The 13,774-nt window shown below is 50.8% G+C and carries 7 protein-coding genes and 2 rRNA genes (1 of these 9 running past the window's edge); 3 read left to right on the top strand and 6 right to left on the bottom strand.

Annotated features, from left to right (window positions below):
- The first annotated feature begins 2 nt into the window (after nt 1-2).
- Entirely contained in the window at nt 3-704 is a 702-nt protein-coding gene (locus tag MKX50_RS04435; RefSeq protein ID WP_339158513.1) for a DUF4956 domain-containing protein, read from the top strand.
- Nucleotides 701-2,764, top strand: a complete 2,064-nt coding sequence (locus MKX50_RS04430) for a CotH kinase family protein (protein WP_339158512.1) — start codon at nt 701-703, stop codon at nt 2,762-2,764. The genes MKX50_RS04435 and MKX50_RS04430 overlap by 4 nt, the downstream gene beginning before the upstream one ends.
- A 114-nt stretch (nt 2,765-2,878) precedes the next feature.
- Here MKX50_RS04430 and MKX50_RS04425 read toward each other — a convergent pair whose 3' ends face one another.
- A complete protein-coding gene (locus MKX50_RS04425) occupies nt 2,879-5,707 on the bottom strand; it encodes a carbohydrate binding domain-containing protein (RefSeq protein WP_339158511.1) in 2,829 nt (942 codons plus the stop codon).
- 454 nt (nt 5,708-6,161) lie between these two features.
- Here MKX50_RS04425 and MKX50_RS04420 point away from each other — a divergent pair, with 454 nt between their 5' ends.
- Nucleotides 6,162-6,416, top strand: a complete 255-nt coding sequence (locus tag MKX50_RS04420) for a GlsB/YeaQ/YmgE family stress response membrane protein (protein ID WP_155609948.1) — start codon at nt 6,162-6,164, stop codon at nt 6,414-6,416.
- Nucleotides 6,417-6,508: 92 nt separating this feature from the next.
- On the opposite strand, the gene MKX50_RS04415 is transcribed toward MKX50_RS04420, so the two are convergent.
- The 5 genes from MKX50_RS04415 to MKX50_RS04395 all read right to left on the bottom strand — a co-directional run.
- Nucleotides 6,509-8,098: a response regulator gene (locus MKX50_RS04415; RefSeq protein WP_339158510.1), complete on the bottom strand. Its 1,590-nt coding sequence runs from the start codon at nt 8,096-8,098 to the stop codon at nt 6,509-6,511.
- Nucleotides 8,058-9,476, bottom strand: a complete 1,419-nt coding sequence (locus tag MKX50_RS04410) for an extracellular solute-binding protein (protein ID WP_339160008.1) — start codon at nt 9,474-9,476, stop codon at nt 8,058-8,060. The genes MKX50_RS04415 and MKX50_RS04410 overlap by 41 nt, the downstream gene beginning before the upstream one ends.
- 30 nt (nt 9,477-9,506) lie before the next feature.
- The gene (locus tag MKX50_RS04405; RefSeq protein WP_339158509.1) at nt 9,507-11,228 is read right to left on the bottom strand and encodes a sensor histidine kinase; all 1,722 of its coding nucleotides are present in this window, start codon (nt 11,226-11,228) and stop codon (nt 9,507-9,509) included.
- 801 nt (nt 11,229-12,029) lie between these two features.
- Nucleotides 12,030-12,146: ribosomal RNA gene (gene rrf / locus MKX50_RS04400) — 5S ribosomal RNA — on the bottom strand.
- Between the two features lie 147 nt (nt 12,147-12,293).
- Nucleotides 12,294-13,774 (bottom strand): 23S ribosomal RNA (locus MKX50_RS04395); it runs 1,577 nt beyond the window's last position.

Below are 13,774 nucleotides of genomic sequence, written 5' to 3'. Positions count from 1 at the left end.
CTATGGAAACGACCACAAATGCATCATCTACCACCTTTAGCGACATTATCAAGAAGTCGGTGCTAAACAACTTTACATCCGATATCAGCCTGTCCAAAATTCTTATCACACTAGGCATCGCATTTATCATTGGCTTATTTATTTTTATTCTGTACAAAAGGGTATTCAGCGGCGTGCTGTATTCGAAAAGCTTCAACGTCTCCTTGATCGGCATGACCTTGGTAACAGCGATGGTCATCATCGCGATTAATTCCAACCTGATCTTGTCCCTCGGTATGGTCGGCGCCTTATCGATCGTCCGCTTCAGAACGCCAATCAAAGATCCTACCGATTTGATCTTCCTGTTCTGGGCTGCTGCCGCAGGCATCGTCACTGGAGCGGGCTTCTACACTCTGGCGGCCATCGGCTCCGTCATTATCGGGCTGGTACTGTTTCTGTTCATTAAGAACTCCACATTGGAGACGCCTTACCTGCTTGTAATCAACTGCAGCGGCGATGAAAGCGAGCAGGCGATTCACCGGGCCGTTTCTGGATTAGTCAAAAGATATAATGTGAAGCAAAAGACCGTATCTCCCGGCAACATCGAGATGACGCTGGAGGTTCGCCTCCGCGACAGCGAAGGCGTGTTCGTCAACCGGATCTCCGAGCTGGACGGAGTGAGAAATGCGGTGCTGATCAGCTACAACGGGGATTATGTATCATGACCTTTAGGCTGAAGAGCGCTCTAAAGAGCCTGTCCCTTGGACTGATGTGCTTGGGGCTCGCTGCGTGCTCCGCTGCCCATGCGCCGGCCTCCTTGTCTTCCAGCAATAATGGCACGGCTGCCGCCAGCGCTTATAACCCTTCCACCGGATCGGCTGCGGCCCAATTTCTCGATGAGGTTGTTTTTCCCAAAGATAAGGTCGTCGACGTCAAAATTACGATCGATCCGGAGGATTTTCAGGACATGCTGGACAATGCCAGCGCTGAGGAATATAAACCAGCCTCCGTGAATTACAACGGCCAGCAGATCGACAATATCGGCATCCGTACGAAAGGCAATTTATCTCTGCGAAGCGTTGTGCAAATGAGCGATTCGGACAGGTACAGCTTCAAGTTGTCTTTTAACGAATACGTCAATCAAACCTTGGGCGGACTGGAAAAAATCAATCTGAACAATAATTACAGCGATGCCTCTTATATGCGGGAATATCTCGCTTACGAGCTGGCGGAAACGATGGGGCTGCCGACGCCGAAATATTCATTCGTCAACATTTATATTAACGGCGAGCTATGGGGCTTCTACCTGGCCGTCGAGCAGATCGGGACCGCGTACTTGGAGCGCCATTTCGATCATGCTTATGGGGCCTTGTATAAAGGCGTAATGACAGGGACCGGCAGCGATTTGATGTGGCTGGGCGATGATCCCGATTTATACACCGGTTTGGAATTGAAGTCCAAGTCCCATAATGGCAATGTGCTGACCGATATGCTGGACGAGTTGAATCATGGCACCGACTATGAGAGTGTGCTCTTTGTCGAGGAGGCCTTGAAGTATATCGCCTTGAACGTGGTCACCAACAACACCGACAGCTACATTGGCGGAAATAAGCAAAACTATTATTTGTACGAGGAAGATGGCGTGTTCTCCATCCTGCCTTGGGACTACAACATGGCCTTCGGCGGATTGGGCGGCGGCATGGGTATGGGACGGGGCGGCCAATGGCGCAACCAGGCGGCGGAGAACGCGGCAGCCGATACAGCTGCCAATGTTGGCAGCACGGCTAACGACAACACGGAAAATAACGCAGCTGCTCCCCTACAATTGCCAGACGGCGAATTTTTGCAAGCTCCTGCAAATAATCAGGGTCAGGATGCTAATGCAGCACCTAGACAATCCAGCACCGCACTGCTGATCGACGAGCCTACACAGGGGGCATTGGCAGAGCGGCCTCTCGTCGCCAAGCTTCTTGCTGTGGATGATTATAAAGAGAAATACCACGACATTATAAAAGAGGCGATCGAAAGTTATTTGTCGGAAGACAGCTTTTCCGCTCGCGTGGAACAATTGAAGCAAATGATCTCCGAATACGTTGAGCAGGACCCGACTGCATTCTACTCGTATGAGGAATATGAGCAAGGCGTGACGGATTTAATAACGACCAACGCGAAGCAGGTCGACAACATTGCCCAGCAGCTCGCCGGAACGATTCCTTCCTCCGGGGACGGATCAGGCAGCGGCGGCGGTATAGGTGGCGGTATGGGCGGCAGATTCGGAGCTGGCGCAGTTCCTGGCATCCGCAATCATGTCGATGCTCCCGCTGCCGCAGGAGAACAGGGCGCTAACCCAGTACAGTCACAGCAGGGTGCAGCAGCTCTGCAGGACACTAGCCCAACACAGTCGGAGCAGGGAGCAACGGCTCAGCAGGACGCTAGCCCAGCACAGTCGGAGCAGGGAGCAACGGCTCAGCAGGACGCTAGCCCAGCACAGTCGGAGCAGGGGACACAGGCGCAACAAGGCTCAGACCCGCCCTTCGGCAATCCAGGAGCTGCTCCGGATGGACAAGCGCCCCTGGAGAGGGATCAAGGCGGAAGGCGCGCCCAGGACGGCATGGGTCTTACTCCCCCTGAAGGCTTCGGCAATCGGGGCGAATTTTGGGGGACTGGCCAGCAAGGCCGCCAGCAGCAGGACAATACGACAGAGGCCATCACGGCTGGTATATCGCTAACAGTCCTGCTCGCCGCCTGTGCATTCGTATTGTATTTCCGGCGAAAACGGCTATAGCATATTAGTAACTTCGCTCAACTCCATAGCTCGCCATACAACAAAATGCCCCGGCATTATAAGATGCCCGGGGCGTTCCTCTATTTGATTTTCTATTAATATTTGCCTGCTTATTTAAGCTGCCTCCGCACCTTCCTGCGAAGCTTTTTCCGGCAAGGGCTCCTCCTCTGTCAATGAAGAATCCTCTGCCCCTGGCGCAAGATACATTACATTCGCAGACCTTGCAGCTGCCGGAGCCCCCGCTGTAATTTGTCCTCTTCCGCTATACGTCCATGTTCCCGCTGCAAAGAAATAGTTATTCATATTATTGCTGTCCCAGTTGCCTTTGCCATCCGTGAAGCAGGCCTCAAGGCGGGATGCGGTTCCGATATCTACGGTGTATTTGCTATAGCCCGCGACCTCGGAGGCTTCCATCGCTACGCCCGGAACTGCCGTCCAAGTTCCTCCTTCAGGGCGATAATGAATATACGGCGCGGTGAAGCCATGTTTATAGTAGATCGTGACCTCGTTTCCACCCGTTCCCGGATTACCTGTCCCGTCCGGATTTGATTCATGCCACTGCTGACCGTCATACCAGCCGTCTGAAGTGCGGACGAATCCCGGCTGGTTCTGGCCCGGGTTCTGTTTGCCCGAACTATCTTTGAAAATGACTGTTGCGCTATCCACGCCTGCGATTCTATAGGAATACCAATCTCCCGAAACCCTTGTCATTGCAGGGGATGCAGCCCATGTCGGCTCGCTTGCCTTAGGCGCCGTGTTATAGTAGTACAGGGAAGGCGCGCCCCAGTCCGCCGGCTTCTTGAAGTAAACCGTCAGTCCGGCGTCGGGATTTTTCTTCGTAAAGCTGTATTCCTGTACGGAAGATCCTTCCCCGTTCACGGCATACAGCCGTAATTTGACGGATTCATCGAACTCCATACCGTTCCCGATTGTAATTACCGTACCATCTGTATATGGAATGCCCTGTGAAGGGTTACTGCCATCCAGCGTATATTTTCCGGACTCCGCTTTTTTGACATGGAGCGTAACCGTTAAGCTATCTGTTTTGAAGCTTCCTCCCGCTGGCGATGCGGACACCGCAGGCAGATCCGACTCCGCCGCCTGCTCAATCAGAATCAGACCGCCTGCATGTGCAGTAAATGTAGCGAACCCGCCGGATACAACGGCTTCATTCCCCGTGTAGGCATCCCGTACCGTGCTGCCGTCGGCGAACGCCGACGATACATTTACCTTCGTCGTTCCTGAAGCGCCCATCACGACAACGACTTGATCCTCGATGCCGTTCTTCGAATACGATCGTTTGAACGTATAGGGAGCATCCGCGATTTTGGCATGGCTGCCAGCTCCGATCGCAAGGTGGCGGTTTCGGAATTGCCCGACCTTCTGCCAATGCGACAGAACGTCCTGATTCAGGCTGTTCCAATTCATGGAGGAACGGGTTCCTTGCTGCGGGTCCGAACCGGTATCGCCAAACGCTCTGGCCGCCTCATCCCCGTAGAACGTTTGGACTCCGCCCGGCAGCAGCAGCAGAGCGCTGCCCGCCTGAATCAGCCTGCTGCGGTCATATAAACGGGTATCATGCGATGAAATGTAGCTCAGCACATTGAAATTCGGGTCGCTGTTGATCTTGGAGGCATATTCGGCATAAGTGCCCTCCAAGGCGTTCAGATTGCTGTCCTGGAAGCTGAAATTAATGACTGAATCGAAGCCGTAGCTAAAGTATTCACTTTTGCCGACGCCATGCCCCCATACCTCTCCAGTCATCCAGAAGCTGTCCTTCCAATCCGCCCCCGGCTTGTTCGGGTTGTTCTGCCTCCATCTCTGCAGCGCTGCGCTGCTCTCGTTCTTCAATTGCTGCCAGCGGCTGAGCTCCACATGCTTGGCCGTATCGGCCCGGAAGCCGTCAATCCCAAACTCCTCCACCCAGGCGGCAAGCATTTTCACGATATGATCGGCTGGTGCTATACCAAGATCCTTTCGTAAACCTGAGGCCGCCGGCACAATCCAAGCATCATGCCCGGTTGTTTCCTTGGCCCATTTCGTCCTCAAAATAGGAGCAAGCCCTACGCTGCTATTCACATTGGTTCGGAAATCAGGCAGGTTCCCTACGCATTGGGTTAAATCGCTGCCGCCGCAATTCTCATACCCTGCGATGCCGGCCCGAACCCAGCTGCCCCACCAGCCCGCCCAAGCGGAAGCGTTATTATAATCGATCTGATCATGAAAGCTATGCCAGGTTTGGCCGCTTCCTGGCGTCCAGCCAGCACCGATGCCGTTTCTTGCGCCGAAGCCGTATTCCTCCATATCCTTCAGAGTAGAATAACCAGGATGATTCAGAACGACATCCAATACGACGCGAATGCCCTGCGAATGCGCCAAATCCACAAACTCCCGCATATCGCTGACCGTCCCCATATTGCGATCCATCATCGTATAATCAAGCGCATAGTAACCATGGTAGCCGTAATGGGCAAAATCCCCGCCGTTGCCTCCCCCGACCCACCCGTGCATTTGCTCATAAGGTGCAGAAATCCAAAGCACATTGGTGCCTAAATCGGTAAAATAGCCCTCCTGGAGCTTTTGGGTCAAGCCCTTCAAATCCCCTCCGTGAAACGTGCCGATATTTTTCCCGGTAGCGTCCCGCTGCGGACGTCCATAGGAATTATTATTGCTTGAATCCCCATCCAGGAACCGGTCCGTCAGTACAAAGTAAACGTTTGCATTATCCCAGCTAAAAATCCCGCTCTCCAGCTCTGCAGTATCTGCCTTCGCGGCGGCGCTTGCAGCAGCCTGCGGCACGATCGGCTCATTGGCAGCTTGGAGCTGCGGCAGCTCCGGGACATACTCGGCCTCTACCGCCGCTAAAGGATTCATAAAAAGCGAAGTTGCCACAAAAATAATGCTCAGCCATAAGGCAATAAACTTTCGGGCTTGTTTATACACGACTTCTCCTCCTTAATCTCATACACTTAACTTTCGGCACCAGCCTGCAGTAATTTCTTTCACCTTTGTTTTTTGTGCAAATGTTTGCACAAAAGACAAAACTTCCCCATTTTAACTCTTGCGCCAGTTCTCCCCGATCAGTGCAAACGTTTGTATTTTACGCCAAAAAGCATTACCTCCTTTTACTTAACATCAACTCCATTACAAACTTCATGATGTAAGTGCTTTCAATAAAAACAATGCTAGTTTTGCTTGTTTTTGGTAGTTGTTGTGTTGGATTTTACCAGATCAGCTACCTGTTTAACAACCCTTTTTAACAAAAAAATTAATATTTCAAAAATATCATTATATGGCTACCCCAAATTCAAGCTAAAAAGAGCGTCATCATGTTTAAAATTGACGGAGGTGGTTAATAGTAGACAGACAAGCTAATCCAAAGATAGAGGTGATAAGAATGGGTTTCTTATGGTCATTAATTATCGGTGGTGTGATTGGCTGGCTCGCAGGATTGATTATGGGGAGGGATGTCCCCGGGGGAGTGATCGGTAACATTATTGCCGGGTTCATCGGGGCATGGCTCGGCAGCCTGATTCTTGGCAACTGGGGGCCGGTGATTGGCAACTTCTACTTTGTCCCAGCGTTGATTGGGGCGATCCTCCTTGTTTTCATCGTCAGTCTGATTATGGGCTCCATGCAGCGGAATCGCTAGTGAAACAGTTCTAAAAAAAATAGCTCAATCCTACAAGGACGACCGGATTATCCGGCCGTCCTTGTCTCAAAGCTCCCTAGTCTGCACTCATCTTAACTGGCCTCTTCCCGATATTCAGAAGGAGTTTTCCCCGTTATTTTCTTGAACACCTGACTAAAATACCGGGGGTCCTGATAGCCGACCAGCGGAGCTACTTGATATACCTTGACGTTTGTATTCTGTAAAATAAACTTAGCCTTATCAATGCGGCACTTCGTCAAATATTCCAGAAAGGTATACCCCGTCTCCTGCTTGAACAGCATGCAGAAATGACTAATGCTCAGCTCGGCCACTTCGCAGACCTCTTCAATGCTTAAGTCTTTATGATAATTGTTAGTAATATACGAGGTCGCCTTGGCAATAACGGCCTGAACATCCCCGCGCGAATCATTGTCCTTGCCGTGCAGGATCCACTCGCCGAAGCAGTTCTTCAAGACAGCCACCATCTCGCTGAGCGTTGGTGCAGCGTGAATCTCCTGCAGCAACCCTTCCAGCGACCACTCCAGCGTCAGGTTCATCGCTTCGAATTGCCGGTACAGCACGATCGTCAGCTCAACGATCATGCGCTCTGCCTGACCCTTCGTTAATGCCTGTTCCTCGAATTCACCTTTCATCTCATCAAAGAGCTGCTGCATCCTCTGGCGGTCTAGCTTACGGACGCATTCCAGCAGCGATTCTTCAAGCTTCTTCGGATACTTTACTTCAGAAGCAATGGCTGTCTCGTCGCTGACCGAGTAGACGTATACCCCCTCTTCCCCGGAATAGAAGCGCTGGTACAAGGCCTTGGCCGCCATCTGGTAGGCTTCGTTCAAGTGATTAATGCCGATCAGGCTTGGACTGAAGCCCGTAGAACAGGACAGCTTCGTATTCACCTTGATTTGGCGGATCAAATCATGGCCTAAGCTTGTTTTTCGCTCACTGAGCTTGTTGGGAAATAAGATAACCCATTCGCCGCTATGAAAAGGAAATGCCGCGAGCCCTCCCTGATTCAGCGACCATTCGCTAACGATGTTGCGGATCGCGAACAGCCAAAGGGATTTCTCTTCGCTGCTCCACTGCTCATTAAGCTTCACATAATGATCCAACTGAACGACGGCCATGAAATATCCCTGTTCCAGCTCGCTGTTCTCTAGCCAGCGCATATGCTGCAGCGGACTTTGATTCCCTTCGATCAACTCGGCAAAGAGCCTCTCCCTAGCAAGCAAAGATAACACCTGAACCGAATGGAGGAGCTTGTCGTTTTCCTGCTGCTTGTTAAGATGTTTCTTGGCCCGCGCAATCATTTCAATCAATTCATCATGATCGATCGGCTTCAGCAAGTAGTCAAAAGCCCCCTCGCGCAGCGCCTCTCTTGCGTACTCAAATTCACCGTAACCGCTGATGAAGATGAACAATCTCTGCGGATTCTCGGACAATACCTCCTTCATCAGAGCGATTCCGTCTTTCCCAGGCATACGGATGTCGCTAATAATCATATGCGGCGCTGTCTCGCGCACCAGTTGAAGAGCCTGCTCCCCGTTCCTTGCCTCCCCGGCAATTTCCAAGCGAAGTTCTTCCCAAGGTATGGCCGCCTTCAAACTGCGCAGAATAATAGGCTCATCATCAACCAGAATCACCCTGTACTTCTCTTCCGTCGACCCCATTCGTGGCACCTCCTGAATTCTTAAAGGGTAAAGAGCTTCTTCGCTGGTTCCAATAAAACGTAGAGCTATGCTGCAATTCCTTCAATGCTTCCTTCGCGTCCAACTGGCTGCCGATCATTTCCTTTACGCCCTTCAGGAAGGACCTTTTGACTTCTGGCGATAAAATATTATCATACGGTACGAAACTTTGCGTACTCTGCTCCATCAAGGTAATGACCTGTGCAAAAACCGGACCTGTCTTCTCGGGATCAAAGCTCAGCTTGATCGACGGCAGACGCAGCCCCTCATACACGATACGGCTCTGTATTTCCTTTGTATAGAAGCCCTCTAGCAAATCTAGCGCGGCCTCCTTCTTCGCATCGTCCAAATTGGACGACAGCCCGATGCCGATCGTATACCCGCCTGCGACCGATCTCATTGCTCCAAGCCGCATTCCTGGGAATGGGATGACGCCGACCTCCTCTTGAAAGCTTAATGCAGAGTCGTCCATCACGCCGCTGCGGCGAAACAGATTGATATCCCAGTTCCCGTTCAAATACATGGCAGCCCGGCCTGTTGTAAACTGGGCGATCGCCTCTTCGGTGGTATAGCCGTTGGCCGAGGAAGAAAAAGCTCCTGCCTCGACCCAATCGGCCAGATGTTCATAGGCTTGCAAATATTTATCGTTCCGAAAATCATAGCCCTCTTCGCCCTGCGACAGCGCCTGAATCAGTTCAGGCCCTGCGTAGCGATCCATAAGGTAATGGGCGAATATCGCCGCTGGCCAGCGGTCTTCATTGCCTAGCGCAAACGGAATATAGCCGTTATCCCTTAACACCTGGATGACATGGTCCAATTCGGTCAGCGTGCTTGGAGGGTCAAGATCAAGCGACTCGAAAATCGTCTTATTATAATACAAAGGCTCCGCATTGCCTTCAATCGGCAGCCCGTAAACGCGGCCGTCGAAAGTCCACAACTGCAGATCGCGAAACTGTCCCTGAAGTCCCCGATCCTGTACAAACTGGCTCAAATCCATCAACCGGTTCGCCCGGACGTACGGTTCGATTTCAGCCCCACCGAACAAGACGAACATATCCGGAGGCGTCCCCGTGACCATTTCGCTCTTCAACTGCTGTTCGCGATGCGTAGTCTGATCCATCCCTTCGAAATTCACCTTAACATTTGGGTGGTGCTTCTGATAGTCCGCCACTACATCCTCAAAAATGCTCAGCATCGGCCGGTCATGCTCCTTCGTCCAGAAGTGGCGAAAGGTAAGCGTAATCTTATCGCTCTGATTCTCCTCAATCGGATCGCGATTACCCGCCGTAATCAGGAGAACCGAGACGGCGAGAACGATAACATACAGCAGCATCCAACCCCAATTTAACAGCCATTTCATCATGATCCCCCCTGTTTACCTATCATTATTTTATGAAACAATCTTAGGTATCCGGATTCGAATCGTAGATCCGAATCCCGAGGAAGAACATATCATGATGCCGTAATGTCCGCCAAACCGGATGCGCAGGCGTTCATGCACATTTTTAAGGCCTACGCCGTTTTCCCGGTATTTTTTCAGCTTGCCCCAGTCCTTGCTCCACATCTTCTGCAGCGTATCCGGATTAAATCCAAGTCCGTTATCCATCACGTAGATGAAAATATCACTGCCCTGCTCCTCCGCCCGGATCGTGATCAATCCGCTGCCCTCCATCGGCTCGATTGCATGGTATAGCGCGTTCTCGACAATAGGCTGAACGATTAGCTTTTGCGTTTTATAGTACTTCAAATCATCCGATAGTTGCATGTCATAAGCAAACTTATCTTCAAAGCGGAATTTTTGTATATCCATATAATGCCGGACATGCTCCATTTCCATCTGCAGCGGAATCAGCTCCTGATTCTCGCTGATGCTGATCCGCAGCAGCTTGCCGAGAGAAACAACCATTTTGCTGATGCTTTTGTTCCCCTGCAGTACAGCCATGGAATTGATAGATTCCAGGGAGTTATAAATGAAATGCGGGTTGATCTGCGCAACTAATGCCTGCAGCTCTGCTTCTTTCTTGCGGTTCTGCTCCGTCCCGACCTGCTCGATTAGCTCGTCAATTTGCGTGCTCATCCGATTAAAGCCATCCACCAGCAAATCACGCTCGTCATCCGCGGGAAGTCCTGCCGTAATCGGCACGAAAATCCCTTGCTGCACTCGCTTCATACCGTTTACGACGCTAATAATGCTGCTGACCAGCCTGCGCACAAAAAAACGGTCAAACAAAAACGCCGATACCAAAGATACCAGGACGAGAATCACGGCGATATTGCGGATCGACATAGACTCCGAGGCTATCAGTTTAAACGGTGTAATCGCTACCAAAACCCAGTCTTTATTATGAGAGGGCAGATAGGTAATCAGCGATTTCTCTCCAAGATACTTATCCACATAATAACCTTTGCTGTTAGAATAGCCATCCGAAAGGAAGGGAAATGAAGTCTGTTCCCCGATATGCTCACCAGACTTGTCAAATACGATATTCCCCTGCGTATTCACCAGCAGTATATCTCCTTGCTTTAGTGTTGCTGCTTCCCAGAACACCTGATCCAGAATGTCCGGTTTGATATATATCACGAGTGCCCCAATATCCTCTAGTGAATAATAATCTTTAATTAGCCTGGCCTGGATAAGTACCGGTTTCCCCGTTGGAACCGAACCGTTCTCCCCAGGTCCGATCCACACCGGTCTTCCTTCGGCCGATTTCATCTTCTCGTACCAGCTCTGTTGATCCAGCTCCTGAAATGCCATGGATTCATTAGAACTGTAGAGCAATTGATGTTCGGTATACAATGCGAACGAAGTAATCATCGGATGATTGAATAGTTTGCTTATCTCTTGCTTGTTCTCGTAGCTTACTCCTGCCTCCGGCACCTTCAGCGTTTGCTGAATTACATCCTGAGTAATCGCCGAATTCGAAATAGTCGTTATTTCATTCAGCGCAAATTTCAGCTTCCGGTCGCTCTCCAGCAAGGAAATCCAATAGAAATGACTGGACTTCTTCTCCATAGCGTTCGCGAAGCTGTAATACGACACACCGCCCATCAGTATAACCGGAATGAACACGAGAAGTATAATGGCCAGCAAGATTTTTCGACGGAGCTTCATGTACTTTTGTGGCCTCCTCCAACATCTTCTACCTGTATTATTCTTCATCGTATTCAATATTCCTTGCTAGCTTTTTGATCCCTCTGAAGTAAGTCCCGCAATAACCCAAAGACTGAACAGCAAAAAAACGACGAAAAGCGGAAGCGGCTTCGTGGTAAAAGTCGCAACATCATCATTCTGAAATCGACACTATAGTCCGCCATTCCGAGTTGGAGGCCATGCACTTTAGCCCCAGCAGTTTAACAGCCGTTTAACTACTTTGTTGTTTGCCGAACATTGCGCTGAAGAAAAGCGCTACGCGACATAGAAGTAATGACCCCTTTCTAAATGTATAGGCTTACATCGTTAGTCTATCGAATTCAGGAAACGATTTTGAGGTAGCAATATTGCGATTTATAGTTGATATTCTTCTGATTGCTTAGAATAAAGTTGCATATACTGCATACGGTACACCCTGTTACAGCATTATTCAGGTAAAGATGGCGGTTAATCAAGTACAGATTGTCTTTTTGCTGTCTCTAGTCTGCTGATCTCTTACGGACCTTGGTTCCGCTATTTTGCAAAAATGCTGCTATTTCCGGACCTAACGGACACAAAGGATCCTATTGGAGTAAAACCCATGGCTTTGAGGGTCATTTCCACTGAATAACGCCTTCTGTGTCCGTTGGCTTGCCGATTTCGCATAAGAACAGCAAATAGCGGATCTCTTGTCCGTAAGAACGTGTTTGATGCAATGCAAACATCACTTAGTAAAAACAAAAAAGCACCGCTGATACAAAGATCAGCAGTGCTTCTTCCGTTGCTTGGCGACGTCCTACTCTCCCAGGACCCTGCGGTCCAAGTACCATCGGCGCTGGAGGGCTTAACGGTCGTGTTCGAGATGGGTACGTGTGGAACCCCTCCGCCATTGCCACCAAACGTGCTCAGATGACTTGATCACCTGAAAACTGGATACGAAACTTCATTTGCGTGTTAGCCCCCACTACCAAGGCTGGTAATGTTCTCGGGGTCCCCGCAAAGTAATCGGAATCAGCATCGAAGCTGTTCTTCACTTTGTGGGGTATCTTGGATAAGCCCTCGACCGATTAGTACCTGTCAGCTCCATACATTGCTGCACTTCCACCTCAGGCCTATCAACCTCGTCGTCTTCAAGGGGTCTTACTAATTGGGAAATCTCATCTTGAGGAGGGCTTCACGCTTAGATGCTTTCAGCGTTTATCCCATCCGCACGTAGCTACCCAGCTATGCTCCTGGCGGAACAACTGGTGCACCAGCGGTGCGTCCATCCCGGTCCTCTCGTACTAAGGACAGCTCCTCTCAAATTTCCTACGCCCACGACAGATAGGGACCGAACTGTCTCACGACGTTCTGAACCCAGCTCGCGTACCGCTTTAATGGGCGAACAGCCCAACCCTTGGGACCTACTTCAGCCCCAGGATGCGATGAGCCGACATCGAGGTGCCAAACCTCCCCGTCGATGTGGACTCTTGGGGGAGATAAGCCTGTTATCCCCAGGGTAGCTTTTATCCGTTGAGCGATGGCCCTTCCATGCGGTACCACCGGATCACTAAGCCCGACTTTCGTCCCTGCTCGACTTGTCAGTCTCGCAGTCAAGCTCCCTTTTGCCTTTGCACTCTGCGAATGATTTCCAACCATTCTGAGGGAACCTTGGGGCGCCTCCGTTACTCTTTAGGAGGCGACCGCCCCAGTCAAACTACCCACCTGACACTGTCCCCGAACCGGATCACGGTCCTAGGTTAGAACTTCGATACGATCAGGGTGGTATCCCAACGATGCCTCCACCGAAGCTGGCGCTCCGGATTCTTAGGCTCCCACCTATCCTGTACAAATCGCATCAAAGTTCAATATCAAGCTGTAGTAAAGCTCCATGGGGTCTTTCCGTCTTGTCGCGGGTAACCTGCATCTTCACAGGTATTAAAATTTCACCGGATCTCTCGTTGAGACAGCGCCCAAGTCGTTACGCCATTCGTGCGGGTCAGAATTTACCTGACAAGGAATTTCGCTACCTTAGGACCGTTATAGTTACGGCCGCCGTTTACTGGGGCTTCGGTTCACAGCTTCGGGATTGCTCCCTAACCGCTCCCCTTAACCTTCCAGCACCGGGCAGGCGTCAGCCCGTATACTTCGCCTTACGGCTTCGCACAGACCTGTGTTTTTGCTAAACAGTCGCTTGGGCCTTTTCACTGCGGCCCCCTCGTGCTATTCACACTACCGGGGCACCCCTTCTCCCAAAGTTACGGGGTCATTTTGCCGAGTTCCTTAACGAGAGTTCTTCCGCGCGCCTTAGAATTCTCTTCTCGCCTACCTGTGTCGGTTTGCGGTACGGGCACCTTCTCCTGGCTAGAGGCTTTTCTTGGCAGTGTGAGATCATGACCTTCGGTACTGTAAATTTTCCCTCCCCATCACAGCCCAGCCTTAACGATGTGCGGATTTGCCTACACATCAGCCTCACTGCTTGGACGAGCATCCATCAGCTCGCGTCACTACCCTACTGCGTCACCCCATCGCTCATAACGGATTACGGT

It is taken from the genome of Paenibacillus sp. FSL W8-0186, from assembly GCF_037969765.1.
GTDB lineage: Bacteria > Bacillota > Bacilli > Paenibacillales > Paenibacillaceae > Fontibacillus > Fontibacillus woosongensis.
This window is presented reverse-complemented; position numbering and strand designations above follow the sequence as displayed.